The organism is Lysinibacillus sp. NPDC093688 (genome assembly GCF_050280145.1).
GTDB lineage: Bacteria > Bacillota > Bacilli > Bacillales_A > Planococcaceae > Lysinibacillus > Lysinibacillus xylanilyticus_B.
Genome location: NZ_JBNNUX010000005.1, coordinates 64,544 through 90,732, shown reverse-complemented (window position 1 = coordinate 90,732; position 26,189 = coordinate 64,544). Strand labels below are relative to the sequence as shown.

The window sequence follows — 26,189 nt, the reverse complement described above, 5'->3', positions numbered from 1 at the left end:
ATATACATATTTTGCAATGTGCTATTCAGATCCTACAATCAGGAGTTGAGCAAGAAATGACACTTTCAGTCGAGAAGGAAGTGAATCCGCATTTCGAAGATTTCCTTTTCGACTGGCGTTGTAAAACTCAACTCCTTGTCGGTGGGTACGGTTCTTCGAAATCCTACCATGTAGCATTGAAAATACTTTTAAAGTTGTTAGAAGAAAAACGTACAGCTCTTGTAGTTCGTGAAGTTTACGACACGCATAGAGACAGTACGTTTTCTTTGTTTACAGAAATTATTGAGGACCTAGGGTTATCGGGAAAGGTGAAGACGAGTTCATCACCGATGACAGTGAAATTTCCGAACGGCTCGAAGATAATCTTTCGTGGGATGGATAAGCCAGAGAAGCTAAAGTCCATCAACAACATATCCCTTATCTGGCTTGAGGAATGTAGTGAGATTAAGTATGCGGGCTTTAAAGAGTTGCTAGGACGTTTGCGACATCCAACATTAGACCTGTTTATTATCCTCTCTACCAATCCGGTTTCAAAAGGGAATTGGGTGTACAAGCATTTCTTTAAGAACGAGTTGGAAGAATACTTTGTCTTGGATGATGAAGATCTTTATAAGCAAAGAACTATCATAGTGAATAACACGTATTATCATCATTCTACTGCTGATGATAATTTGTTTTTACCAGCGAGTTACATTGAGCAGCTGGATGAGATGGCTTCATATGATCCAGACCTTCACAGGATTGCACGTAAAGGACGTTTCGGTGTCAATGGGGTATTAGTGCTACCACAGTTTGAAACAAAGCCTCACGACCTGGTAATGAATGAGATAGCTATGATTAGAAAGCCAATTCGAAAGAACGGCATGGACTTCGGTTTTGTTGATTCTTACAATGCAGTATTGCGAATGGTAGTTGACCATGAGAAGAAGTGGCTGTACATATACTGGGAGTATTACAAACGGGGTATGACCGATGATAAAACAGCCGATGAACTTGAGGAAGAAGGGCTCAAAAAAGTAATTATCAAGGCTGATAATGCTGAGCCAAAAACGATTGCTTACTTCAAGCAACGAGGCTTCCGTATGTATTCTTGTAAGAAACTGACTCGAGTAGAAAACACAAAAAAGATGAAACGTTTCAAGCGAATCATTTGTTCTGAAGCATGTGTGAATACAATTCGAGAGTTGAAGGAACTTACCTTCAAAAAGAACCCTAAAACAGATGAAATTATTGAAGATGAATTTATCATCGATCCGCATACATTCTCTGCGATGTGGTACGGGCTCGATGATTATGAAGTAGCAAGTGTAAAGGGTGTCAATTCAAAATAAGGAGGCGTAAGCATGAACGAATATATCACATACATCGATGAAAAAGGCGTTACGCCTCTATTACTCGATAAGTTAGTGGATGAAACAAAGTCCGAAAGAAACAAACGATTACTTAACTACAACCGTTATAAAGCAGAATTATCTGCGGTGCCGATTTTAACACGGCAACCGACCGATTATGATCAAGGAAATGCACAGGTGCAGCGCGTTGATGATAAGGTGAACAATACATTAAACAACCCACTAGATGCTGAAATTGTGGACACAAAGGTTGGCTATATGTTTGGTAATCCAATTTCATATGTAGTAGACAAACAAGCTCAAAGCCTAACTAAACTATCCGAGGCGATTGAGCTTTTTAATTTGCGTAATTCTGTCGATGACTTGGATAGCGAGTCAGGTAAGAAAACAGCAATTTGTGGCTACTCAGCACGGTTACTTTATATTGACACAGACGGAAATGAAAGAGCGATGGTAATTGACCCGTGGGAAACAATCATCCTTTCAGAAACAGCAGATGTCAGTGAACCAAAGTATGCATTTCGATATTTTAAAGTTGCTGAATTAGATGCTGAAGGTGAGAAAGTGGAAATTGAACAGCTGGTGTTTTACGATGCGACAACAGAAAAGGTCTATACACGAGTAGAAAAAGATTCACCTTTCGTTTTGAAGGATGAACGTAAACACTTATTCGATTACTGCCCGTTATTCGGCATCCCAAACAATGAGGAGCTACAGGGTGATGCTGACAAAGTGTATAAGTTAATCGATGCTTATGACCGAACGCTTTCAGATGCATCAAATGAAATTGAACAGTTTCGTTTAACATATCTAGTGCTTAAAGGTATGGGTATGGATGAAGATGATGCAGAAAAGCTAGCACGTACAGGTATCTTTGAATTGATGGGCGAGCATGACGACATTAAATACCTAACCAAAGATGTTAATGATCAAATGATTGAGAACCACCTGAATCGTCTTGAAGAAAACATTATGCGATTAGCTAAAAGCGTGAACTTCAGCGATGAATCGTTTGCCGGAAATGCAAGCGGAGTAGCTATGAAGTACAAGTTAATGGGGCTTGAAAACAAATGTAAAACAATGGAGAGAAAGTTTACGACTGCTCTACGTTATCAATTTAAAGTGCTGTGCAGTGCCTGGGCAAAGAAGGGAATCTGTTCTAATGAAGATTTCTTGAAAGTTTGGTATGAGTACAAACGCAACATTCCTATTGATTTATTATCTGAGGCTCAAGCATCTCAAGCATTAAAAGGGTTAGTGTCAGAGCGTACTCGCCTTTCTAAGTTGTCTATTGTTGATGATGTGGACTATGAGCTTGAAGAGATGGAGAAGGATGCTAAGTTGTACGGAAATGACCTTGAGCCATTGGGGGATTTCGGAACACAAGATGAGGAAACCACCCCAAAGAAGAAAAAGAATGAAAGCTCAGCTAGAAGCAGTAGTAAGAAATTATGTGAGGAATGTGGTGGCTCTGGTGAAGTGACAAGCACAAGAACTAGCAAACAAATTGTATGTAAAAAATGCGGAGGTTCGGGTGAGGTTAGACGATGAACCAACAAGAGATTAATAAAATCTTAGATGAGATGGAGAAAAAGGCTGAGAAAGACATTGAAGTTGTCTTTAACAAGCGATTAAAAGCCATACTCGGACAGATGTTGGATATGCATCGGAAGTTTGGCAAAAACGGTGAAGCTTCTTGGACTGATGTAAACAAATACAACCTTTTTAACCAGGAAATAAAACTGATTGCACAGCAATTCAATGCTGATTACAAAGTCATTATCAAGCTAATAAGAGAGTCAGAGGAACGACTTTACATTGAGAGATACTTAATGATGGCTTATCTCTTACAGCAGTCAACGGGCGAGGAAATGGGCTTTAAAATACCATCCGTTGAGGTTATTCAGGCAGCTTTGGACAATCCGATTGAGTTTCTATCACTTCCAAAAGTCTTTGAAGCACACAGGAACGACATTATCAGGCGTTTGAACATTGAAATAGCACAAAGCCTACAAGCAGGGGAAAGCTACACTGATATGGCTATAAGGATTGAAAATGCTATGGGATGGACAAGGAGGAAAGCTATTCTTGTTGCACGTACTGAGGGTGGCCGAGTGAGGTCACAAGCTGATTTAGCTGTAGAAGTACAAGGTAGTAAAACAGCACGACTAACTAAGGTATGGATGTCCTCACTTGATACGAGAGTAAGGAAGTCGCACAGAAAGCTAGACGGTCAGAAAGCTGATAAAGATGGTTATTTCCATTACGGTTCGTGGAAATCTAAAGCTCCAAGGTTATGGGGTGTTGCATCGATGGATATTCAATGTCGTTGTCATACGATTTACATGGTGAATGGTAAGTTGCCGGAGTACCGCAGAGGCAAGGATTACATGGATGATACGTATCAGAAAAAGCTTGCTGCACGTATTGACGCTTACATGGAAGACATGGGGCTGACGTATAAACATGCATTCAATAAAGCTTACAAAGAAGTGAAGCCACCTTCTGTTACGGTGCCGTTTATGAGTTACGAAGAGTGGCGAAAACAATTTAGCGGAAAGGGGTAATTGATAATGAATGAACTTCAAAAAATCATGTTATTAACGACAGTCTTAGCAGGAATGGATGCTGCTGAAATAAAGCCCAAATTAAAAGGCAGTGAAGCAGCGTTGATACAATTTAAATTAATCAAAAATATAGAAGAACTTGGAGGAGAAGCACAAGATGAGACAGTTTTCGAAAATGCATTACATGAAGCAGTTCAACAACTTTATAACGATATTACAAAGGCGTAGTCGATACGGCTTTTTTATTTTGAATAAAAGGTGGTGAATAGCATGTTAGAATTCATGGGATTTTTATTTATCGTCTGTATTTTGGGTTTTATAGCACTCATGATTAATGGATTTATTGTTGCAAGACGAAAAGGTTCATTACCAACTGAGTTGTTTAATCATGAAATGTTCGCAGTGCGTGAGCCAGTCGTTTCAGAAGTGCCTAAACGAGCCGTTGCTGATTCTCATTGGCATGTAAAAACATTTATGCGGCCAAGACGAAAGAAGGTGTGAACATGGTGGAAGCACTAGAAATCATTTATAGCCATCCTTGCTGGTCTACTTTAGGGCTGTTACTCATTTTAATGGCTCTTTCTGCTATAGCAGAAAGGTAAAGGTGATCCATATGAGAAATATCGTATCTCGTGACTAACCCGTAAGCTAGAAAACTATTGATGTGAGATGTAAAGATGGCAAATTACATTGTAAGTCTTAAAAGCGAAGTAGGTATCTTAATAGAGAATGTAACTGACGTTTGCAGGCTTGAAAACTTTGTTGATTTCTATAACAAAGACTTGTTGGTCGCAACCTTCAATGATGAAAACCTTAGTCACTTCCTACAAGTGGATAGTGAAACGGCGGAAACATTTAAAAATCCAATGTTTAAAGAACCAGGTACTTTTAAATAACGTTTTGTCTTTCTTCTCGCAGACGCTATAAAGAACGAGAACAAATACACTTTTGAACGGTTTAGGGATTCAATTGAATAACTAAATTGGGCAAGGAGGAAATCATGAAATACAATCCATTCAATCTTAAAACCTTTTTACCTTTAGATATTCAGATGCTTGCAGATGGTGGTGAGGGCAACCCTCCAGGGGATAATCCTCCTCCAGGAGATGGCGGAGACGGTCAAGGGGATTCATTGACACTTGAATCGGTTCAAGCTTTCCTGAGCGAAAATGCAGAAGGTAAGAACTATTTACAGTCCTTTGCGGATACTCGTGTTACAGAAGCAATTAAAACGTATGAAACTAAAACTCTTCCAAAGAAACTAGAAGAGGAAATTTCAAAGCGTTATCCACCTGAATCGGAGGAAGCTAAACAGTTACGTGAGTTGAAAACACAATTTGAGCAGTCACAAAAAGAAGCTGCACATGAAAAGCTTTTCAATCAAGCACTATCCATTGCTACTGGAAAGAGCCTACCAAGTAAATTAGTAGAGTTCTTTGTTGGTGAGGATGCAGAAAATACAACTGCAAACTTAGGTATTCTTGAGGCTGAATTTAATGCAGCTGTACAAGCAGAAGTGGACAAACGCTTCAAAGATGGTGGAACGCCACCACCACCAAAAGGCGGTAATCCTACAGCATTGACAAAAGAAGCTGTTATGAAAATGACACCTGATGAGATCAATGCCAACTGGGAAGAAATCGTTAAAAACAAATTACTATAACCGATTATCGGTAAGGAGGAAATATCAATATGTCAACATCAAACTTTATTCCAACAATCTGGTCAGCTCGACTATTACACAACTTACAAAAGTCTTTAGTATTCGGTCAAGCTGGTGTTATTAATCGTGATTATGAAGGTGAAATCAAGTCTTACGGTGATACTGTGAAAATCAACGGTATTGGTGCTGTATCAGTAGGTGATTACACTCGTAACAAAGATATGGTAGATCCTGAAGAACTTTCAGACCACACACGAAATCTTGTAATTAATCAATCTAAATTCTTTAACTTCCAAATTGATGATTTAGATAAAATCCAACAAAATCCAAAGCTTATGGATGCAGCAATGCGTGAAGCTGCTTATGCATTATCAAATGTAGCAGATCAACTCATTGCATCCCACTATGTACATGCGAAAAATACTATTGGTACTGATGCGGCACCGATTGAAGTGACGAAAGCTAACGCTTATGAGTACCTTGTTGATTTATCAACTAAACTGGATGAATCAAACATTCCAACAGTGGGGCGTTTTGCCGTTCTTCCACCTTGGTTTGAAGGGTTGCTATTAAAAGATGATCGCTTTGTTGGTTCAGGTGCATTACCAGCTGACGATCGTTTAATTAATGGTGTTGTAGGTCGTGCTGCAGGTTTCTTATTAATGAAATCCAACAATGCTCCTACTGTTGAGGCAGGCTCAGGAGTTGTAGCAAACTCAAAAATTATTGCTGGCCATAACATGGCATGGACGTACGCAGAGCAAGCAGCACAAGTAGAAGGTTACCGTATGGAGAAACGTTTCGCTGATGCAGTTAAAGGCCTCCATTTATACGGTGCCAAAGTGACACGTCCAGAAGCATTAGCAGTACTATCTGCTAAACGTCCAGAGTAAGGAGGGGTTCTAAGTGTTTGTTAAAAACTTAAAAACAGATATTACATGGGCGGTCACTGAGGAACACGGTGCCCGTCTTTTGCGTACAGAAGATTTTGAAGAAGTAGAAGCGCCAAAGCCTAAACGTGCAGCTACAAAGAAATCTGAACCTGACAATGAAACAGACAAGTAGGTGGTCTTATGTGGCAACCCACTCAAGAAGAAATTGAGCAGTTAAAACAGTTAAATGAAGTTACTGGAGCTAAGCATGATGCGTTTTATCGTGCGATGGCTCCTGTATTATTTGATGTAGCAAAAGACCATTGTAACGGTAAGTGGGAGCCTTCTGATATGCCTCAGGGAGTTCGTTTGTTCATTGCTAAAGCAATTCAGTTTAATACACAATCAACAGGTCTAAAGGGACGCACTATGGGGACAGTTTCGTATTCCTATGATACTGAGTTTCCGAAAGCTATCTGGACATATTTACGCCCTTATAAGAAGGTGAGATTCCGTGCCTTACGATGAATTTCCTCATAAAGTTGAAGTAGTTCAGAAGAAAAAGGTATCTGACGGTGCTGGAGGCTTTATAACAAAGTGGGTTCCTGTTGATACCATAGAATCTTTCGTAGACACACCAACGAGCAAGGATCAGTATTACGCACAGCAATTGAACAATCCATTAGAGCGTTACATGTACTACGAATATCGAACTGACCTTACATCTAGTATGCGGCTACGCTATGAAGGTGAAATATACGCTTTTGCTGGCCGTCCTGAAGACCAAGGTGGACAACACGAAATCATGCGCGTTGCGTTAAAGTTGGTGACTGAATAATGGCTAAGATTACATTCAGTGGCCGTCAACTATTAAAAGCAGCTAAGCAATTCGAAAAAGGTTTGCTTGATGATGTTTCGGACGTAGTTTACGAGACTGCTAGGCTTATTCAGACTCAGGCAAAAGCACTTGCACCTGTTGATGACGGTAGCTTGCGTGACTCTATCGAAATGAAGATGATAGGTAAATACAATGCCGAAGTTACGGTAGGCGTGGGATACGCAGTCTATGTGGAATGGGGAACCGGGATTTATGCAGAGAAAGGAAATGGTCGTAAAACACCATGGACATACTACAGCACTAAACTTGGTCGTTATGTAAAAACAGACGGTATGAAAGCTCAACCATTCTGGGGTCCTGCTGTTGATGCTGGAAGAGATTATTTCATGAAAGAAATGAGGCGATTAGGGTTATGACGGAATACTATGCCTTGCCTTTCTTCGATTTACAGAAAGTTATTTATCAGAAGTTAACAGCTTGTGAGGCCTTAACAAACATCACACGTAAGGATGATGAGGATTTAGGTGTATATGATGCAGTAGACGAGAATACTCCTTATCCTTACGTAACAATCTCAGAGCCGTACTCATCACCATTTGACACAAAAACAAGCAATATCGAAACGATCACATTTACGATGCACGCTTGGTGGAAGGATAATGACAATTATAGTGGTAAGCGCAAGGTATACGAGATGTTATCTGCTTGTCAGCAGGTTCTTATGGCTCGAAATTACATGATGTCAGGAGCGAAGGTGTTAGACATCACTAGACGTGAATCTCGCGTTATAGACGATAATAGCCCCGGTGTAAAGCATGGCATTTTAACAATTCAATACAAAGTACAAAACATCTAACAGTCCTTATGGGGCTGTTTTTATTTTAGGAGGGAAATTACAAATGCAAAACGGTAAAGATACAATTTTGATGGTGCAACTTGCTACCGCAGCATTAGGTACTGATGGTTACTTATTAGGTAACCTAACTGAAAACTCACGCTCAAAAGAGAATGAGCTTGTTGACGAACAAACAAAATTCGGACGTATTTTAGCTTATGGACAATCGTCAGAAAGCTTTGAAGCAACCATGTTTGGTGACAAAAACGATCCAGGACAAAAAGCTATCGCAGATGCTATTGACAATGAAGTTCAACTAAAAGTCTGGGAAGTGGATTTAAAACTTAATGCGAATGGTAAGCATGATTCTATTTTCGCTTATACGTTAGTAGAGTCTGTAGAAAATTCTAGTCCTGGTGATGGATTCCAAGAACTATCGACAACTCTACAAGTTATCGGTAAGTCGAAAAAAGGTGAGTTAGATCCACTACCGCCAGAAGTTATCGAATTTGCAACTTATGGATTTGAAGCACCTGGTGAGAAAACGGGTGAGTTCGGTAAAGAACAAACGGAAGGTGTTGCAGTGGATAGTGTTTCTGCGTCACCTCAAACAACTTCGGTAGTGGTTGGAAGTACGCGTCAACTTACAGTTACTGTTCTTCCGGCTGAAGCATCGAATAAAAACGTTACATTTAAATCAAGTGACGATTCTGTCGCTACTGTCACATCTACAGGGCTTATTACAGGTGTAGCAGAAGGTTCAGCAACAGTAACAATTACAACGGCAAGTGGCGGTAAAACAACAACAGTTGCAGTAACTGTTACAGCTTAATAATCAAAGCACTCTTTATGGGTGCTTTTTCTTTTACTTATAAAACATTAGGAGGGCTATTACACATGGCTACATTAACAATTGCAGGAACACAACAAGATGCGAAATTTGGATTTGCTTTTAAAAATTCAGCGGATAAAAATTATAACCCAAAAGTTGAAAATGGAAATGATGTCGGGGGCTTTAATGGTATTTACACAGGACTATTACAGTTTAATCTAGACGCTTTAATAGCTTTTTGGGATTGTGGTTTAGCTCATTTAGGTTCTAAAGGGCGCCCAACAATTAAGGATATTGAGGAAGCGTTAGAAGCTCGTATCGAAACAGATGAAGGTACAGAAGAGCTATTCAAAGAGGCCTTCCGTGAAATCGACTCATCGGGTTTTTTCAAAAGAGATGCCAAGACGTTTTGGAAGAACTTAGAGATGTTCAAAGAAATGGGCAAAACGGACGAGGAGAAAGAAGAGAACGCGAAGGGCGCTCAAATTATGTTAGAGGCGAAGGCGGAGCTATTGGACGAGGAAACAGAGTCGACGGACTAGAATGGCTTGAAGTTTTAACCGATGCAGCGCAAAACATGGGTATCTATGACGTGGATCTAATCATGTCATGGACTCCTAATGAGTACAAAGCGTTTAAGAAAGGTGCAATGTTACAGGTCATTGATAACTACGACAACATGGCACGTATGGCTGTTTTTAATCGAATCGCATCCAACAAGAAAAAGCTGAACATTGAGAAAGATTTGTTTGACGCAAAAAGTGCTCGTAAACGAATCATCGACGGTGATAACGCTTGGAAAGAGTCGAAGAAGATTGATACAACACGACATGCTAAGGCACAAAAAGCAATGCAGAAATGGGCTGAGAATTTAAGTAAGAAAGGGTGAGAGAGATGAACGGAAACTTTACGGCAAAGATTGGTGCTCGTATCACTGAATTTATGGCAAAGATGCGAGAAGTACAAAGCACAATTAAAAGCGCGGCCAATGATGTTCGAGTGGACATCGGTGCGGATGTAGCGCAGTTTAAGCGAAAAACAGCCGAAGTAAAAGCAAAAATGCTCGCTTTATCACGAGACAAAGTTGTCATACCAATCGAGGCGCGTATCGAGGACTTCCAAAGGAAAATTCAACGGATTGCAGTAAATATTCGTGCCTTTGGTGAGTTAATGCAACACACTGTAATGGGTACAATGATGACCGTATTCCCGGCATTAGCACCTTTACTAGCTAATGTTGCTGTAGCTATTGCGAATTTAGGTCCAATGATAGGTGTAGTCGCTGGCTCTACATTTGCATTAGGTGGAGCATTCATGGCAGCTGGTGCAGCAGCCGGAGCATTTGCTGCTGTAGCGATTCCAACAATCAAAAAGTTATTTGATGAAGAAGCAAAGCTAAATGCGGTTCAACAGCAAGCTAAAAATTCTTTTAATGCTGTAAAGACCACATATCAGTCGCTTGTAAAAGAGACAGAAAAGCCAGTCTTGCAAGCCTTTACGAGTGGTATGCAAGCAACTGACGCCATACTCAATAAGTTGCGACCATTATTTGTATCAAGCGCACAAGCAGTTGCTAACTTGATGGCTCAACTAAATACAGCTATAGGCACACCGCCAATTCAGAACTTTTTGGAGTATCTTAATACCTCAGGTGGTCCAATGCTTGAGACGTTCGGTAGCTCATTTGGAAACGTATTTAAAGGGTTGTTATCAATGCTTACAGCCTTTGCACCATTAAGTGCAAGTACTGCAAAAGGCTTCGAGGAAATGACAGCTCGTTTTGCTGAGTGGGCAAATGGGTTAAGTGGTAGCGCTAAATTCCAAACATTTATGGACTATGTTAATACAAACATGCCAAAGATTCGTGCTATTTTCAGAGACGCAATCGCAGGAGTTGTTTACTTCTTTAGCGCATTTGCTGGATCATCTTCAGGTATGATGGATGGACTTGTAGACATGATGGCTCGATTTAAAGAGTGGTCGGCTACACTAAGTCAAAACCAAGGTTTCCAACAGTTTATTGATTATGTACATCAAACAGCACCTAGTGTTATACAGTTAATCGGAAATCTAACACAGTTTTTAGTTAACCTCGGTATTGGTATGGCTCCTTTAGGTGCTAAGATTATCGAGATTGCAAATAAGGTATTAGAATTTGTAAATTCAGCGATGGAAGGTAACCGTGCAATCGGTGTCCTGATAGCTGGATTTATTTCGTTTGGTGGAGCTTTACTTGCTATCGTCCCTAACTTTATTGCTTTTGGAACCTTATTTAAGGGTAGTGGGAAATTAGTTGGGATTCTAGGTAAGTCATTCAAAAATGTCGTACCTTTGTTTTCTAATTTTAGTGCGACAATCGGAAAATTAGGTCCTGTATTAAAAATGGTGGGTGCAGCTTTTGGTTTTATAACAAGTCCTGTAGCGTTAGTCATCGCAGCTATAGTAGCTCTTATTGCAATATTTGTAGGGTTATATAAAACCAATGAAACTTTCAGAAATCAAGTTCAAACTGTATGGGAAGCTATTAAAACAGCTATCTCAACGGTAGTAACAGCTATCGGTGCATTGATTACGTCAGTATGGACGCAAATCACAGCATTTTGGAATGAAAACCAATCAAGTATTATGGCTACCGCATCAACCGTTTGGAATGCAATAGGTACGGTTGTTACAACAGTAATGTCAGCAATCGGTGCTATCATGCAGTTTGTGTGGCCAGTCGTAAAGGCATTAATTGTTTCGACATGGGAAGCTATTAAAAACGTTATCCAGGGTGCAATTGATATTATTCTCGGGATCATCAAAACATTCTCTTCTCTGTTCCAAGGAGACTGGCAAGGTGTTTGGGAAGGTATTAAACAGATTTTAAGTGGAGCAGTACAAGCCATTTGGGGTGTAATTAATCTTTATTTTGTTGGTAAATTACTTGGCCCATTAAAAGCATTTGGAGGCACCGCTAAAACACTTATGCAAACTGTTTGGACAGCTATTAAGGGTATTTTTACAAATACCTTAAACGCTATTAAAACAGTTGTAACAACAATCTTTAATGCTATTAAATCAACAATTTCATCAGTATTAAATGCTATAAAGTCAACAACATCTAGTGTTTGGAACGGAATTAAATCAGTTATTACAACGGTTCTAAATGCTATCAAGTCTGTTGTCACTACGGTTTGGAATGGAATAAAGAGCGTTATTTCCTCAGTACTAAATAATATTAAGAGTACTGTTTCATCCGTTTGGAACGCAATAAAAAGTGTAATCTCAAGCGTACTTAACGGTATTAAGAGTGTTGTTTCATCAATCTGGAATGCCATTAAATCAGTAATATCTTCAGTTCTAAATGGTATTAAATCGATTGTAAGTTCTATATGGAATGGGATTAAAACAACTGTTGAAACTGCAATGAATGGTGTTAAAACAGCAATTGAAACAGGTTGGAATGCAGCTAAGACATTCCTGGAAAATATCAACCTATTACAGATTGGTAAAGACATCATAAACGGCTTGATCAAAGGTATTACAGATTCATTCGGAGCTGTAGCATCAGCATTAAGCAATTTAACAGATTTAATTCCATCTTGGGTAAAGTCTGCTTTAGGTATTCACTCACCATCACGTGTGATGATAGCCATTGCTAAATGGATTCCTATCGGTGTTGCTCAAGGGATTGAAAGTACAACAAATGTCGTAAAAAATGCTGTAAATCTAATGGTTAAAAAAACAATCCCTGATTTTAGTCAGTCTATTACAACGACCAAAACAGCAATGGATAACATCAATTATATTGTTAAAAACGCAACATCAAATACAGGTGCAGATGTAATAGCCATCCAAAAAGATTATGCTAATAAACGTGCTGAAGTTGATCGTAAGGCCGAACAACAGATTGCTGTCATTAAAGCTTCTGCATCTAAAAAGACACAAACAAATACTAAATCTCAACAACAACGTATCAATAACATCTTGGCTGATGCGGCAGCTAATCGTGAAAAACTTGCGAAGCAAGAAGCTGATGCACTTGCAAAAGCGAGAAGTAAATCACAAAAAGAAACATTGGATGCATTAGAACAGTTTGTTTCTAACAAAGAATCACTCGAATTGTGGTCTACTGAACAACAAGCCGGGTATTGGAAATATGCTACAACATTGTTTAAGGAAAATACGAAAGAACGTATTATAGCACAAAATAATTACAATAAAGCAATGGCTGAACTGTTGAAGGAGCAGTTCGAAACGGAGAAGTATTTTATTGATCGTGTAAAGAAGTACAATCAAATGTCACTTACACAAGAGCTCGCCGCTTATGAGAAGTATTTAAAACAATATGCCAAAGGAAGCGAAGAACGAATCTACTACGAAGATAAAGTAGCAGAGACGAAACAGGCAATTCATGACAAGCTATTAGCACTCAATGAGGAATATACGACCAAAATCCAAGAGGCTAATCAAAAACTTATCGATGGATCCAAAGCGCTTACCAAAGAATATGAAGATGCAGTTAAATCGCGACAACAGTCTTTATATAGCGTTGTAGGACTATTTGATGAAATGGAAGAGAAAGCTGCTGTATCCGGCCAAAAGTTGATTGATAACTTGAGAGGTCAGAATCAAGCATTCCAAGAATGGGCAGCTAATCTGCAAGCTTTAGGTGCTAGAAACATTGATCAAGGGTTATTATCCGAACTTCAAGCATTAGGACCTTCTGCATCTGCGGAGATAGCAGCTTTAAATGCTTTGAGTGAGTCTCAACTAACTGAATACGTAGCCTTATGGCAAGAGAAATCAAGCCTAGCACGCTCGCAAGCAGAGTTAGAGTTAACTGGAATGAAAGAAGAAACAGCTAAGAAGATTGATGAATTAACGGCAGAAACAGCTACGCAGTTGGATACTTATAAGGCAGAATGGGCTAAAAAAGTTAAAGAAGTACGTACAGGCACAGTTAATGAATTTAACGCGATGGTTGCGACGATGCCGCAAATCGGTGCTAACGTCATCAAGGGCATGCAACAAGGGTTGTCAGATATGACACCATCGTTGCTAGCTCAAGCTCAATCAATTGCCGAAAGTATCAAAGCTACTATTGAAGGCGCGTTAGATATCCACTCACCAAGTCGTTGGGGTAAAAAGATGGTCGGCCATAACTTAGTTAAGGGTATCATCATTGGTATGGCAGACATGAAATCGGATGCCATTAAAGCTGCTGAAAGAGTAGCCGAGTGGATTCAACCACATGTCGAGGTACGAGATATTATCAGCGATATTAGTGGTGCAATCGATGCCATCCAAACTGAGATCGAACACAAAGTAAAAGTAGATGTTGAGATAAAAGGTGAGGGTGGACAAGGCACAAATGATAAAGGTGTGCATCAAGAGGTACACTTACATTCACCGAAGCATTTATCTCCATCAGAGAATGCGCGTCAATTGAAAAAAGTAGCACAACAATTGGCTTTCAATTAATTAAAGGAGAGGTCGTCTAGTGGAGACAGTCACATATACCAATCGTTTTGGAGAGGTCGTCACATTTGGCGGTCCTCCTTTTTATTTGCAAGAAATTACAGGGCTTGGTGATGTACCAACCAATATACAAATGCAACGGGTACCATACGAGGACGGTAGCACATTGATTGATGTTCTACTTGAGGAACGTGAAATAGACATTACGTTTCTTATCGTAAATGCAGTGGATGATGGTGGTTATGAAACTGTATCAAGGCGAAGAACAGAGATTGCGCGCATTGTTAACCCGAAGTTAGGTCCCGGCACTTTACGCTATGAGAATGAATATTTAGTTCGAGAAATTTTAGTAGTTGCATCCAGTGTGCCGATTTTTCCGGATGGTGGTGGTCGAGCTAAAACATTACAAAAAACCATGATAAATTTCGTGGCACCAGATCCGTATTGGCGCAGTTTGAAAATTGAAGAAGAACCAGCATTCAAACCGTTATTTCAGTTTCCCTTCAGTGGTCCTTTTCAGATGGGGATGCAGAGAGATAGACGTATTATCAACAACGATGGTGATGCGGAAGCACCACTATATATCGAGTTTTATGGTCCTGCTAAAAATCCGAAAATAGAAAATGTAACCAAAGAAGAGTTTATCAAGGTCAATCAAACATTAGCTGAAGGCGAGAAGATGGTCATCGATACGACACCTAACGTAAAATTGGTTGAATTTGTTGGTGTAAACGGAGCACGTAGAGACGTAACAAACTGGCTTGATTTAGATAGTATCTTTTTCAAATTACAGCTAGGTGAAAACGACATTAATTATACGGCTGACAACGATGTACAAGGGGCTGTCGTAAACATCAGCTACCATAAACGCTACAACGCAGTATAGGAGGGCAAACATGGCTGAAATATTTAAGTTTTTTAATAGTGCACCAGGGGATGAGAGATGGCATTACGCAAGTGATTTTGCTGATTACTTCGCTAACGTGTTATCGAGTGGGCTGTTACATAAGAACGGCTCACCTAACTTACAAGTAAAAGTAAATGCAGGCACCATGCAAACGTATATTGAGGCAGGAGAGGCGTTAATACAGGGTTATCAATATCAAAATACACTACCACTATTTTTAACACACGGTTTACCTGAGCCGAATTTAGACCGCATTGACCGTATTGTTTTACGTTTGGATAAACGTAACAATGCGCGATACATTAGATTGTTTGTAAAAGAAGGGGTATCAGCTACAAATCCTGTTCCACCAACTTTACAACGTGATCAATACGTATTTGAATTATCGTTAGCTCAAATTCGACTTACCAAAAATACATCATCCTTAGAGCCATTAAAACTTGTAGATGAACGTATGAAAGAAGATTTATGTGGTATCGTTTATTCGCTTATCAGCGTTCCAACAAGCGTGTTTCAACAACAATGGGATTATTGGTTTAATAACAAGAAGCAAACGCTTGAGAATGATTTAGTAGCGTGGCAGATACAACAGAAAAATGAATTTGAGATATGGCAAGCTGAACAGGAACAAGAATTTTTAACATGGTTTGAATCCATCAAAGATATTCTAAGTGGTGATGTAGCAGCTAATTTAGCAGCTAGAATAGCAGAGTTAGAGCAAACAGTGGGTCCTCTAAAGCAAACGGTTGATACTTTAGGAAAAACTGTTGATACCCACTTAGCTGATGTGGTGAAACATAATAATTACGGAATTGCTACAGGATCTAATGCATTATCCGTTACATTACCAAAGGGGCCAACTACTTTATTAGAGTCTTTTACCTTACGTTTCAAAAATACAACGGCAAATACTGGCGCAGTTACATTAAACGTTAACGGTTTGGGTGCGAAACCTATCGTTAAGAATGGTGGTGCAGCATTAAGTTCTGGTAGTTTAAAAGCTGGTGGTATTTATACAGTTTGTTATAGTGGTACGGCTTTTATCTTACAGGGTGAAGGGAGTGAATTCGATGTAGGCGACAAGATACCCGCGTCTAAAGTTACTGCTGGATGGAGATCACAATGGACAGCGTCGAATGCATATTACGGAGGTTCTTTCCATCCAGCAGTAGATAAAGATGGAAATGTATATATCATTAGTGGACCCGATAGTCGTAATAATTATACGGTTACTGTGACTAAATATTCTAAAACTGGTACTCTTCTAAAACAAATAACCATTAATGATAACACTAGCTATCAACCTAGCGGTCTTAATGTTTCTCCAGATGGAAGTTACATAGTATTCGCTACTGGTGGGATTCATGATACGTTTATTCAACTATATAGTTCAGAACTGGAACTAATCAAAAAAACAGCATTAGGTAATTTCTATCAGACCGCTAGTCCGTCATGTCCTGTTGTTACCAACAAAGGGGATGCTTATATAGCCCTTCGTAGATATAATAGCGGTAGTACAGATACTTACGAGGTGAAAAAATACGCTAAAGCTGGGTATGAGATGTGGTCGAAATCGTTAGCAGATGAGAGTATTGTTGACCTAATATTGTTATCGGACGGAAACATTGCTGTTTCTACCGAGCGTAACGGAATGAAAGTTCATAAAATATCTGGGGTCGACACTCAGTCAAATGTTACAATAACATGGAGCTATTTAACTGACATTAATGCCAGTTATATGGGTAACCTTGCGGAACTGACTAATGGCGACATTGCGGTAGTATATAGCAAAAAATCAGGCAATAGTACTTTATGTTGGGTCCAAGCGATTATGACAAACGGACAGGCACGTCCAGCAGGATATATATCACTCGGAAGTCGACTGGGCACGCAATATAATGGTTTGGCAAAGATATGTAGTGACGGTAATGGAGGAGTATATTTTGGGCTCTTTAGTAATTTCTACTGGGGTTGGCAAAGTAATGTTACGTTAGATAATGTTAAAGCTCTTATATATGGTAGACTTGGCTCCCCCGCTGGCCCAATGAACTTAGCTTGGTGTCATATCTATACACAGGACACATACTCATATTCTGACGCAATTGGTGGGATAGCATATGACGCACTAACAGATAGCGTTATTTCAACACATTCAGATGGATCATATTCAAACGGAAATGTTAGGAAATGGGATTGGTATGTATCCCTAAAATAAGGAGGAATTTTAAATGATTGTATTATGGACACGAGAAGTATCAGAAGGAAAGGCATTAGTTGCAGGCACGCATTACCAACCATTCGACCCAGTATACGGGATTACGGATGACAATGGTAATCTAATCTCAAAAGAAGATATCAAAAAAATGGGTGGAGTATTCGTCGAATCAGAGCTTAAGCCAGAACCTAACGATAAGTTGTTCGTACATTTCGTCAACCCACAAACTGGCGAACAGTGGTACGAATACGAAGAAAGACCGAAGACTGAAATGGAATTAATGAAAGAAGAGCTAGCCACCGTAAAAGCAGAAAATAAAGAATTGCAACTAGCAATAGCTGAATCAGCAGAAGTACAACAACGAGACAAAATAGAGAATCAACTAGCTGTCGCTGAATTAGTAGAGACCTTAACAAACAAGGAGGTTTTATAATGGCAAAATTATATTGGGATTTAATTAAAATGAATTTGCGAACAGTGGATCAGGTGCCGTTATTGTGGCGCGAAGCTGTACAAACATTACTAAATATCGAAAACAAGTAAACGCAGCATAAGCTAGCGTTATTTTTTATGTCTTTGAAAGGAGAAAACACTTGCAAAACATCCCTTTAAGAATCATTGACGATGAATTTAACCTACTTGGCGAGGTTGACCGATACACATCATTACAAATAGGTATCTCATGGTCAGACATTGGAGTGTTAGAGCTTCGAATCAACCGATACTTACAACATGCTGACAAGCTGATTAAAGGCAATATCATCTTTCCATACAACCGTTTAGATCAAGCATATATCATTAGGCATCGAGAAATAGAACTCGATGAAAACGGCAAACAAACAGAAAACTGGACTATTAAAGCCTTATCATTAAAAACCTTTACGTCTCAACGTCTTATTTATCCTGTAACGGGTAAGACCCACGAAAGTGTGAAAGGCAATGTAGAAACAGTAATGAGGCATTTCGTGAACACGCAAACGATTAATCCGAGCGATCCGGCTCGTATCTTCCCACGATTAGTCCTTGGTACCAACAAAAATAGAGGTCCAGTCATTGAAGAAAATTCGAGGTACGATGCATTAAATGAAAAGCTAAAAGAGTTATCAGAGCTTCACGGTTTAGGGTGGAACATTGAGCTTGATTTTAAAAATAAGCGTTTTGTATTCGTTGTGAAAGAAGGAAGAAACTTAGTAGCCAATCAAACAGGGCTTCCACAAGCTATTTTCTCGACAGAGTTTGGAACAATCGAATCGCTTGAATACACCGAAAGTGATTTGGATTTCAAAAATTTTGCGGTCGTTGCAGGGCAAGGTGAAGGTGTGGAACGCACAATTATCTCAATTGGCGATGCTGTAGGTGCTGATCGTTATGAAATGTTTGTAGATGCAAGAGATGTATCAGAGGAGGATGAAGAAGGGGAACCACTTCCAGTCGAAAAGGTTGTAGCTGATTTAAACAAGCGTGGTAACGAAAAGCTATCTGAACATGCTCAAGAAATTTATTTTGGCGGACAGATACTTACTACATCACGTTTAGTATTAGATAGAGATTACAGTATAGGGGACATGGTGACCGTTTGCGATAACGGCTGGGGTGTCACGATGGACACTCAAATTACAGCAGCGAAAATTATTTACGAATATGGTAAACGGAAAATTGAGGTTGTATTTGATAATGATAAACCTACCTTTATCAGCAAAATTAGACGTGAAATCAATGCATTCAAATATGAGTTAAAGAAATAGACGCAAGTATAAGCTTAGCGTTTTTTTTATTGTCTAAATTAGAAGGAAATCATTACCTTTTGTCGAATTATAAACTGAAGAAGGGAGAGATAAAATCTTGGTATATATCAAAGAATTAAGAGAATGTTTGGAAGAGTGGAATCATGAAGTTAGTGATGAAAGAATTACCGATTTTGATTGGTTAATTTCTATTATTTGTATGCAAATAGGTTATAGTGATTTTGATAGTAAAGAATTTCGAACAAATTCAGTTCAAGAGTTAGAAAAACATTTGATTAAATTGTCTAAATCAACTGCAATATTCGAGGAAATAATTGTAGATGGGATTTTATTTAACATTTACTCCATATTAAATCGTAATATATCTAATAGAGATAATGATATTAGGCATAGTGAAAATTTACTAGCTAATGTAGAAAAGTCATCAAGAGACGTGAATAAAGTAAAAGAAATGGCTCTTGCAAACCTAGACAGATTACAAGCACCTAACTATATTGAAATTGCTGAAAAAGAGTTAAAGCTGTGGAAAAAAGTATATGAAAAGCACTTCAGCCTTTCTGAAAGAGAAATATTGCTTAGAGAAAAGGATAAGTTAATGCTGAGTACTATGAAAAAAAATATGAGCGATGATGAACGTCAGCAATTTGAAGAAATCAAAGCAGAAATTAGAGGTTAATCTAAGTCTAAGCACTCTCAATAATGAGGGTGCTTTTATTATGCGCTATGAGTGCAATCGAGATGGGCAACGGTACATGTTACCGATTCTCGATGCTTCTCATGGCTTTTTATTTTTACCAAAAAGAGCAAAGGAATGATGTTGATGGAAAGATGGATTGCAGCAGTAAGTGGAGCAGTTGGCACAATCGTTTCATATTCGGTAGATGGATTAGGAATGGCTGTAACTGTTTTAATAGGTTTCATGGCTATTGATTATGCAACGGGCATTATGAGTGGAGTTGTTAATCAAAACCTAAACAGTCGGGTAGGTTTCAATGGGATCATACGAAAAATTTATTATTTAATGCTAGTAAGTTCAGTGTATTTACTATCGCTAGTGATTCCAGGTATCGAGTACGCAGGTGATGGGGCAGCCATCGCATTTTGTGTACTTGAATTTATTTCTATCACGGAAAATGGTACAAAGATGGGCTTACCAATGCCTGACTTTATTAAAAATATTTTATCCATCGTAAAGGATAAAACAGGAGAGGGTGAAGTGAAATGACTTATGTTATCGAACAACGCTTGATGTCAGGTTTACCAAACTATGCTTTGACAGCTGCTAAATACGTCATTGCCCATGAATCAGGTAATCCAAACAATTGTGGCCCCGACGCTTTGGAAAAGGAAATTGCATACATGAATCGTAATAAGGCGAATGCATTCACCTCGCACTGGGTAGGTGGTGGCGGTAAAATTGTACAAGTTGCGCCAGTTAATAAAGTGCAGTACGGTTGTGGCCCTAAAGGTAATCCATATTGTTGTGCACAAGTAGAATTAGCTCGTACAAATGATATGGAGCAATTTAAAAAGGATTATGCAGCATATATTTGGTTATTGCGCGAACTTGCTAAATGTGCTGGAATACCTGTTGTGCTAGATGGAGTAGGTAACGGCATTAAGTCACACCGTTGGATTACGGACAATTTAAAAGGCACGACACATAGAGATCCATTTTCGTATCTGCAGAGTATGGGTATATCAGAGGAACAATTCAAGTTAGACATACTAAACGGGATGAATGAGCAACTAAAACCAACTGAAAAGGATGATGATACAATGAAATTCACCAACGAAACAACTAAAGATGCAGTACGTGACCACATTAAACAAACAATAGACAAAAAACTGATTGATAAATCATGGCTTGAAAAATTTGACGCTGGCACAATGACTAGTGGAGATTACGAAGGAATAAAACTTATCGCTGCACAGCGTAGTAATTAAATTTTAAAAATAAAGAGGCTGTCATTGACAGCCTCTCCTTGTATATTAATTAAAATAATAGCTTATATAATACTAGCAAGTTCAACAACATATCCGCCCCGTGCCTCTACTTTGATTAATCCAATCCCCTTTGCAAAAGTTAATGTTTGATAATTATAATCAACGACTACACAATTTTTAAACGTTCCTGCCAAAGTTTTAACTGTTTCTGATACTGAGATGATATTATTTTCATACCAATCATCGTTATTTTTCCATGTGGCGCCTTGTTTAACTGGATACAACAAGTATTTTTCCCAGCCATCCCCGTTATCTACCCATAAACCATTACTTTCCTCTTTCCAAGTTATATTGTTAGACCAAGTATATGCGTTACCTTTCTTCCCAACAAATTTAACTGTTAAATATGAGGTATCGATAATATTTCCAGAAGGATCAGATTCAACGGTTTTATATGTATACATTTTGTTAGTATCCATCAAATAACTTGTATTATTATTTTGAGCTAACACTTTGATTTGTTGTCCTTGATATTTAATCAATGCATACTGATTCTCTTTATTCCAAGAAACTTCCGCACCTAAAGATTCACTCACGAATCGAACTGGTACCATTGTTTTACTGTCTATTAACTTAGCTGGTACATCTAGTGTTTTCGTAACGCCATTTACTTTTACTTTTTTCGAATTTAGAGGTAATTCTATTTTAGTAGTTCCTTTTTTTACTATCACTGTTTTTGTCTTAGTATCCCAATTAACTGTTGCTCCAAGGCTTTCAAAGATACTTCTCAATGGTAATAACGTTCTACCTTCAATAATTACTGCACCCTCAATAGTTTTAGTGTTTTCTTCGGCAAGGGTAGGAGTAGTTGTAATAAAAATAAATGCAATCAATAATCCAAATGTAAGACTAATTATTTTTCTCATAAAGAACCTCCAAATTTTTCTTTTATTGTATAAACATTATTTTACTATTAATATTAATTTCAGGATATATCTTTTAGTAATTTACTAATTCCTTACTGTTTCAGCATTAATTAGGGGTAGAGCAGAAATGTTTTGAGTTTATTGATTTCTGTAGTCAAAATTCATTCTATAAAAATTAAGGTTCAGGTTCCCAATTAATTTTGAGCCTGGACCATGAAATTATTTTAAAACTTTACTCTTCAATGTTTTTGAAGCGGTTGATGGAGTATCGGAGTAACCTTTTTCTTTTGCTTCCTTTTGAGCATCTTTTAATAACTCATCGAAAGAAATGTCAGATAATTTATCTAAATTAATTCTCATCCTAATAACCGTCCCGTTTACATCGCAATCTGATGTTGCCGTTGAATTAGATGTGAAAGTGATTGATTTTAGTCCAGATGCAATACTAAATAGTCCACCTGTTTTTTGAATTATTCTACTAACAAGAGCTAACCCATATCCTGAATTTTTATAGTCTTCCGGTGCGTATGCATGGTTTGTGTGAGCTGAAAGACCAGGTATTAGTGCCTTTTTAATTGCATTTTCGTCAGTATCTTTATCAAACCATTTTTCTTCCACATCAAAAGGAACGGTTGCTTTGAAACCAACACCTACATCTGCAATAACAACTTCAACTTTACTAGTGTTTCTATAACATTGAAGTGCATAGTAAAAATGAGTGGAACCTGAATGGTCAAAGATATTTCTTATTATTTCTCTAACTACATAAACGAAAAGTTCATTTACTTCCATAGATGACTCTGCAATATCTAGGGCTTTACCTACAATCTTTTCAGCTATTTGTTCAAAATATTCTTCAACTGTAATGTTAGAAATGCTTAATTTCTCATAAAGTTCATCTAAAACAATTTTAGTTGGTGCTAAATATGTCCCTCCGGATTTAAAACTTGGAGCAGAAGATACGCCTAACTTTTGGAAGATTCCCATGTTGGTTCCGTATGATATAGCATCTTGAGTTAAACCATCAATTGGTTCTATTGTATAATCGTATTCCAACTTTTTAATCCTATCCATAGTTGTTAACAGTAAAACAGCACCTGCGGGTTCTATGAATTCGAGGTCATTAAAAGTAATCTGTATATCCTCTTCTTCACGTTGGAAGTAGTTTTTTTCTCTTAAATAATTTGTAAGCTTTAACATATTATCATACTTCATTTTTACTATACGTAACACTTATACCACCTCATAGTACTTATTTTGGAAATTTGAAATATAAGACTAATTGTACAATTAAAAATAAGTAATATCTACCATTAATTTCCCACTCGCCAAAATGCAAACATTTGTTCTAAAATAATTACGAACTAACGTTCTTGTTTTAAGGAGTGTGGAATGATGAAAGAACAATTATTAAAGGCAATGCAGCGAAATCAATTAGTGTATATGATGTATGTATCTAAGTCCGGTGAGGTAACAAAAAGACGTATCAAAATCATAAAAATTATGGGTGATTCCTTTCAAGCATTTTGTTTCACGAGGCAAGCAAAGCGTACCTTTATTATCAATAATGTTTTGGCAGTTGTTCCAATCTCTCAAAGAAAGCGTGAAATAGGATGATTAAATCGGAATAACGAAGCCTTTTACACAAATTTGTTATATTGGATTTGGCAATACAATCATTACAGCGTGATTTTTCAGTTATAGAAAATCTAAAAATGTGTAAGGTATATATGCAGATGATTGAAAAACTATTAAAAGCTATAACTAGCGAACATTACAACATCAAAAGAGATTTAGCAAAGGATAAAATAAAAATTGTGAAGTGGGAAAAAGTTGACGAGTATTTCAGCGACTTGACTGTTGTAACGCCTGGCGAAGATCAAATATTACGATATGCTAATCAAGCATTGAAAAAACAAGTTGAAGGATTGCTTTTAATTCATATAAATAAATGACCAGGCGCTCATAAAAAGTGAGCCCTGGTCTATTTTTATTAAACCTCTATTTCATCATGTTTTTTCTTTTTGGGAACGACTTTCTGTGCAACGGTTATAGCCTCGTCAATCTGCTCCTCAAACATAAACTTTATGATACGCACTACTCTTCCGGCTTTTTCCATAACATATAAGATAATTATCCCACCACTTACCATACAGCCAACAAAATTAATTATATCCATGAGTCATCTCCTTCATAATTTTAGTAATCGATAAATCTCACGAATCTTCATTTCATCTAGATTGCGCAGAAACTCGGACAAGTACCATTGCATGAACTTCTTATTACCTAGAGTCACACGGATAAGTACTGCTGCAGTGGTGGTTGGTGTTATATCGAGAGAGAAAGCCAGCACACTCAATTGGTCGAAATCTCGCTGTTTAAATTTGATTGTCACTTTGCCTTTGTTAGGCTGAACCGTTATCCTTAATTTCGGTCTTTCTGGATAGCCCATTGTGATTGTATTATTCCATCGATAATCTCTCCTAAACCACTTTCTTATTTCTTCAATGATGATCTCCGATACGGCACCACTGTTACACAATTTTTCGGCAACATCTTTTACAGGTTCATCGCATATTTCTGCAAATTTGTATAAGGTGGTTTTCAAGGACTCCGAGATAGTGGGTTTCACATCAACTTTTTTGTCTGAGCGAGTGATTCTCCTGCTCCCCATCGAAAAAATTTCCTCCTCCCCGTACCTTTTAAAAGCGTATCCCTAGGAATTAATCCTAACTTTAATCGATTCCTAGACTTAATGTAGGTATACGTGAGCCGTTTTCGGAAAAGAACCACGATAAAAATATTTATTACAATTGTAATAATCCACCTTGTTAAGTTATAAAATGTAATACATTTGTAATACAAAACGAAAGGGGATTCTATTGAATAGAATTATTTTAGGGATTGATGCAGGGAATCACAAAGCAAAGGTAGTGGGGCCATTTGGAGTCGATTCATTTAAAACGAACATTTGCGATTGGTTTGAGCGTGATGTGGAGGAATCGTTTGGACCAGATGACATGGAATTTGAAGTGGATGATCGTAAAGGATTTGCAGGAACCATAGCTCAGTTTGAGGATGAGTTTGGAGATGGTACCAGGTATGGAGATAGTAAAGCGCATGAGGACACAAAAATAAGGGTCTTATTAGCTATACATCGCTACTTAGGTCGATACTGCCCACACATAGAGAAGGTTAGTTTTGTAACAGGACAGCCGATTAAAAGGCATAAAAAAGCGGAAAAAGAGTCTATTATTGAAATGTTAAAAGGGAATCATGAAATAAAGATGAATGGCAAAAGCAGAAAAGTATCTATAGAACAAGTGGCCGTTGCACCTGAAGGAAGTGGAGCGTTTTGGGTGCGTCCTAGTGATGGGATAGTACGTGTGATTGATATAGGGAGTGGAACTGTTAATGCTGCCACAATCATAGATAAAAGGCACATTAACAACGCCAGCACTACATTTAACTTTGGGGTTGAAACGGTAGCAAATAAGGATGATCTACAAAAGATAGCAAGAGGAATCATTCGTAATACAACTAAACTAAAATGGGATAAAGACGATAAAACCTTAATTTGTGGAGGTATTACAGAAGGAATAGCATCATACATTGCAGAACATTACATTAATGCAGAAATCATTAATCCAACAATTGCGCGAGGAAATGGGGTGACAACATTACATCCTGTCTTTGCAAATGCCGTTGGATTTTACGAAATAGCGAAGGGGGCATTTGGATGAGTAATGAAGGTAGGAAAAATAAGCCAGTTAGCTTTAACATCAATGATGAGCACGAACTGGAACTATTGAAACATGTTGAACGAATCAACCCACTAACAGGCAAACCAATAAATTTTAGTAAGGAAGTTAAGAGGCTGATTGAAGAAGATATGAAACGGAGTATGGAAAGTAAAAGAAGTACAGGAAATGAAATAAGGATAGATCGAAATGAGCCTATAATACATGAGGAAGAAACGTATTCTATTGAGACAAAAGAAGCAATGAGCAGCTTTATATAAGAAAAG

33 protein-coding genes are annotated in these 26,189 nt (G+C 38.1%); 29 read left to right on the top strand and 4 right to left on the bottom strand.

The window, feature by feature from the left end:
• The first annotated feature begins 56 nt into the window (after positions 1-56).
• The 25 genes from ACQKN2_RS06410 (at position 57) to ACQKN2_RS06290 (ending at position 21,236) form a co-directional block, all read left to right on the top strand.
• On the top strand, positions 57-1,331 hold the full coding sequence (locus ACQKN2_RS06410) for a PBSX family phage terminase large subunit (protein WP_427414232.1): 1,275 nt from the start codon (positions 57-59) through the stop codon (positions 1,329-1,331).
• Positions 1,332-1,343: 12 nt separating this feature from the next.
• Positions 1,344-2,903, top strand: a complete 1,560-nt coding sequence (locus tag ACQKN2_RS06405) for a phage portal protein (protein ID WP_427414231.1) — start codon at positions 1,344-1,346, stop codon at positions 2,901-2,903.
• On the top strand, positions 2,900-3,919 hold the full coding sequence (locus ACQKN2_RS06400) for a phage minor head protein (RefSeq protein WP_427414230.1): 1,020 nt from the start codon (positions 2,900-2,902) through the stop codon (positions 3,917-3,919). The genes ACQKN2_RS06405 and ACQKN2_RS06400 overlap by 4 nt, the downstream gene beginning before the upstream one ends.
• A 6-nt stretch (positions 3,920-3,925) precedes the next feature.
• Positions 3,926-4,147 carry a hypothetical protein gene (locus ACQKN2_RS06395; protein WP_427414229.1) on the top strand — a complete coding sequence of 74 codons (222 nt, stop codon included), beginning with the start codon at positions 3,926-3,928 and terminating at the stop codon, positions 4,145-4,147.
• Positions 4,148-4,189: 42 nt separating this feature from the next.
• Positions 4,190-4,420 carry a hypothetical protein gene (locus ACQKN2_RS06390; protein WP_427414228.1) on the top strand — a complete coding sequence of 77 codons (231 nt, stop codon included), beginning with the start codon at positions 4,190-4,192 and terminating at the stop codon, positions 4,418-4,420.
• A gap of 176 nt (positions 4,421-4,596) precedes the next feature.
• Positions 4,597-4,815, top strand: coding sequence for a hypothetical protein (locus ACQKN2_RS06385; protein WP_427414227.1), 219 nt, complete (start codon positions 4,597-4,599; stop codon positions 4,813-4,815).
• A 104-nt stretch (positions 4,816-4,919) separates the two neighbouring features.
• Positions 4,920-5,582: a DUF4355 domain-containing protein gene (locus tag ACQKN2_RS06380; protein WP_427414226.1), complete on the top strand. Its 663-nt coding sequence runs from the start codon at positions 4,920-4,922 to the stop codon at positions 5,580-5,582.
• A gap of 29 nt (positions 5,583-5,611) precedes the next feature.
• Complete coding sequence (locus ACQKN2_RS06375) at positions 5,612-6,475, top strand: P22 coat protein - protein 5 domain protein (RefSeq protein WP_427414225.1); 864 nt, start codon at positions 5,612-5,614, stop codon at positions 6,473-6,475.
• A 13-nt stretch (positions 6,476-6,488) separates the two neighbouring features.
• Positions 6,489-6,647, top strand: coding sequence for a DUF7302 family protein (locus ACQKN2_RS06370; protein WP_427414224.1), 159 nt, complete (start codon positions 6,489-6,491; stop codon positions 6,645-6,647).
• 8 nt (positions 6,648-6,655) lie between these two features.
• Entirely contained in the window at positions 6,656-6,982 is a 327-nt protein-coding gene (locus tag ACQKN2_RS06365; protein ID WP_427414223.1) for a phage head-tail connector protein, read from the top strand.
• On the top strand, positions 6,969-7,292 hold the full coding sequence (locus tag ACQKN2_RS06360; protein ID WP_427414222.1) for a phage head closure protein: 324 nt from the start codon (positions 6,969-6,971) through the stop codon (positions 7,290-7,292). Before ACQKN2_RS06365 ends, ACQKN2_RS06360 begins: the two co-directional genes overlap by 14 nt.
• Positions 7,292-7,708 carry an HK97-gp10 family putative phage morphogenesis protein gene (locus ACQKN2_RS06355; RefSeq protein WP_427414221.1) on the top strand — a complete coding sequence of 139 codons (417 nt, stop codon included), beginning with the start codon at positions 7,292-7,294 and terminating at the stop codon, positions 7,706-7,708. The genes ACQKN2_RS06360 and ACQKN2_RS06355 overlap by 1 nt, the downstream gene beginning before the upstream one ends.
• On the top strand, positions 7,705-8,148 hold the full coding sequence (locus ACQKN2_RS06350; protein WP_427414220.1) for a DUF3168 domain-containing protein: 444 nt from the start codon (positions 7,705-7,707) through the stop codon (positions 8,146-8,148). The genes ACQKN2_RS06355 and ACQKN2_RS06350 overlap by 4 nt, the downstream gene beginning before the upstream one ends.
• A gap of 43 nt (positions 8,149-8,191) precedes the next feature.
• Entirely contained in the window at positions 8,192-8,959 is a 768-nt protein-coding gene (locus ACQKN2_RS06345; protein WP_427414219.1) for a phage major tail protein, TP901-1 family, read from the top strand.
• A gap of 65 nt (positions 8,960-9,024) precedes the next feature.
• Positions 9,025-9,501 (top strand): tail assembly chaperone, encoded by a 477-nt coding sequence (locus ACQKN2_RS06340; protein ID WP_427414218.1) that lies wholly within the window; start codon positions 9,025-9,027, stop codon positions 9,499-9,501.
• A gap of 35 nt (positions 9,502-9,536) precedes the next feature.
• The gene (locus ACQKN2_RS06335) at positions 9,537-9,848 is read left to right on the top strand and encodes a hypothetical protein (RefSeq protein WP_427414217.1); all 312 of its coding nucleotides are present in this window, start codon (positions 9,537-9,539) and stop codon (positions 9,846-9,848) included.
• Between the two features lie 5 nt (positions 9,849-9,853).
• Entirely contained in the window at positions 9,854-14,425 is a 4,572-nt protein-coding gene (locus ACQKN2_RS06330) for a hypothetical protein (protein ID WP_427414216.1), read from the top strand.
• A 19-nt stretch (positions 14,426-14,444) separates the two neighbouring features.
• Positions 14,445-15,308: a phage tail family protein gene (locus tag ACQKN2_RS06325; protein WP_427414215.1), complete on the top strand. Its 864-nt coding sequence runs from the start codon at positions 14,445-14,447 to the stop codon at positions 15,306-15,308.
• A 10-nt stretch (positions 15,309-15,318) separates the two neighbouring features.
• A complete protein-coding gene (locus ACQKN2_RS06320; protein WP_427414214.1) occupies positions 15,319-17,544 on the top strand; it encodes a hypothetical protein in 2,226 nt (741 codons plus the stop codon).
• A 13-nt stretch (positions 17,545-17,557) separates the two neighbouring features.
• Positions 17,558-17,977: a hypothetical protein gene (locus ACQKN2_RS06315; RefSeq protein WP_427414213.1), complete on the top strand. Its 420-nt coding sequence runs from the start codon at positions 17,558-17,560 to the stop codon at positions 17,975-17,977.
• The gene (locus ACQKN2_RS06310) at positions 17,977-18,087 is read left to right on the top strand and encodes a CD1375 family protein (protein ID WP_427414212.1); all 111 of its coding nucleotides are present in this window, start codon (positions 17,977-17,979) and stop codon (positions 18,085-18,087) included. The genes ACQKN2_RS06315 and ACQKN2_RS06310 overlap by 1 nt, the downstream gene beginning before the upstream one ends.
• Positions 18,088-18,137: 50 nt before the next feature.
• A complete protein-coding gene (locus ACQKN2_RS06305) occupies positions 18,138-19,289 on the top strand; it encodes a siphovirus ReqiPepy6 Gp37-like family protein (protein ID WP_427414211.1) in 1,152 nt (383 codons plus the stop codon).
• A gap of 97 nt (positions 19,290-19,386) precedes the next feature.
• Positions 19,387-19,965, top strand: coding sequence for a hypothetical protein (locus ACQKN2_RS06300; RefSeq protein ID WP_427414210.1), 579 nt, complete (start codon positions 19,387-19,389; stop codon positions 19,963-19,965).
• A gap of 144 nt (positions 19,966-20,109) precedes the next feature.
• Complete coding sequence (locus ACQKN2_RS06295; protein WP_427414209.1) at positions 20,110-20,514, top strand: phage holin family protein; 405 nt, start codon at positions 20,110-20,112, stop codon at positions 20,512-20,514.
• On the top strand, positions 20,511-21,236 hold the full coding sequence (locus ACQKN2_RS06290) for a peptidoglycan recognition protein family protein (RefSeq protein WP_427414208.1): 726 nt from the start codon (positions 20,511-20,513) through the stop codon (positions 21,234-21,236). The genes ACQKN2_RS06295 and ACQKN2_RS06290 overlap by 4 nt, the downstream gene beginning before the upstream one ends.
• 62 nt (positions 21,237-21,298) lie before the next feature.
• Here ACQKN2_RS06290 and ACQKN2_RS06285 read toward each other — a convergent pair whose 3' ends face one another.
• Positions 21,299-22,162 carry a copper amine oxidase N-terminal domain-containing protein gene (locus ACQKN2_RS06285; RefSeq protein WP_427414207.1) on the bottom strand — a complete coding sequence of 288 codons (864 nt, stop codon included), beginning with the start codon at positions 22,160-22,162 and terminating at the stop codon, positions 21,299-21,301.
• Between the two features lie 219 nt (positions 22,163-22,381).
• On the bottom strand, positions 22,382-23,395 hold the full coding sequence (locus tag ACQKN2_RS06280) for a hypothetical protein (protein WP_427414206.1): 1,014 nt from the start codon (positions 23,393-23,395) through the stop codon (positions 22,382-22,384).
• Positions 23,396-23,557: 162 nt separating this feature from the next.
• Here ACQKN2_RS06280 and ACQKN2_RS06275 point away from each other — a divergent pair, with 162 nt between their 5' ends.
• A complete protein-coding gene (locus tag ACQKN2_RS06275; protein WP_427414327.1) occupies positions 23,558-23,779 on the top strand; it encodes a transcriptional regulator in 222 nt (73 codons plus the stop codon).
• 119 nt (positions 23,780-23,898) lie between these two features.
• On the top strand, positions 23,899-24,117 hold the full coding sequence (locus ACQKN2_RS06270) for an aconitate hydratase (protein WP_427414205.1): 219 nt from the start codon (positions 23,899-23,901) through the stop codon (positions 24,115-24,117).
• A gap of 38 nt (positions 24,118-24,155) precedes the next feature.
• On the opposite strand, the gene ACQKN2_RS06265 is transcribed toward ACQKN2_RS06270, so the two are convergent.
• Positions 24,156-24,341 (bottom strand): hypothetical protein, encoded by a 186-nt coding sequence (locus tag ACQKN2_RS06265; RefSeq protein ID WP_427414204.1) that lies wholly within the window; start codon positions 24,339-24,341, stop codon positions 24,156-24,158.
• Positions 24,342-24,353: 12 nt separating this feature from the next.
• Complete coding sequence (locus ACQKN2_RS06260; RefSeq protein WP_427414203.1) at positions 24,354-24,836, bottom strand: hypothetical protein; 483 nt, start codon at positions 24,834-24,836, stop codon at positions 24,354-24,356.
• 208 nt (positions 24,837-25,044) lie between these two features.
• Between ACQKN2_RS06260 and ACQKN2_RS06255 the strand changes: the two genes are divergently transcribed.
• A complete protein-coding gene (locus ACQKN2_RS06255) occupies positions 25,045-25,905 on the top strand; it encodes a ParM/StbA family protein (RefSeq protein WP_427414202.1) in 861 nt (286 codons plus the stop codon).
• Positions 25,902-26,183, top strand: coding sequence for a hypothetical protein (locus tag ACQKN2_RS06250; protein WP_427414201.1), 282 nt, complete (start codon positions 25,902-25,904; stop codon positions 26,181-26,183). The genes ACQKN2_RS06255 and ACQKN2_RS06250 overlap by 4 nt, the downstream gene beginning before the upstream one ends.
• Positions 26,184-26,189 lie beyond the last annotated feature (6 nt).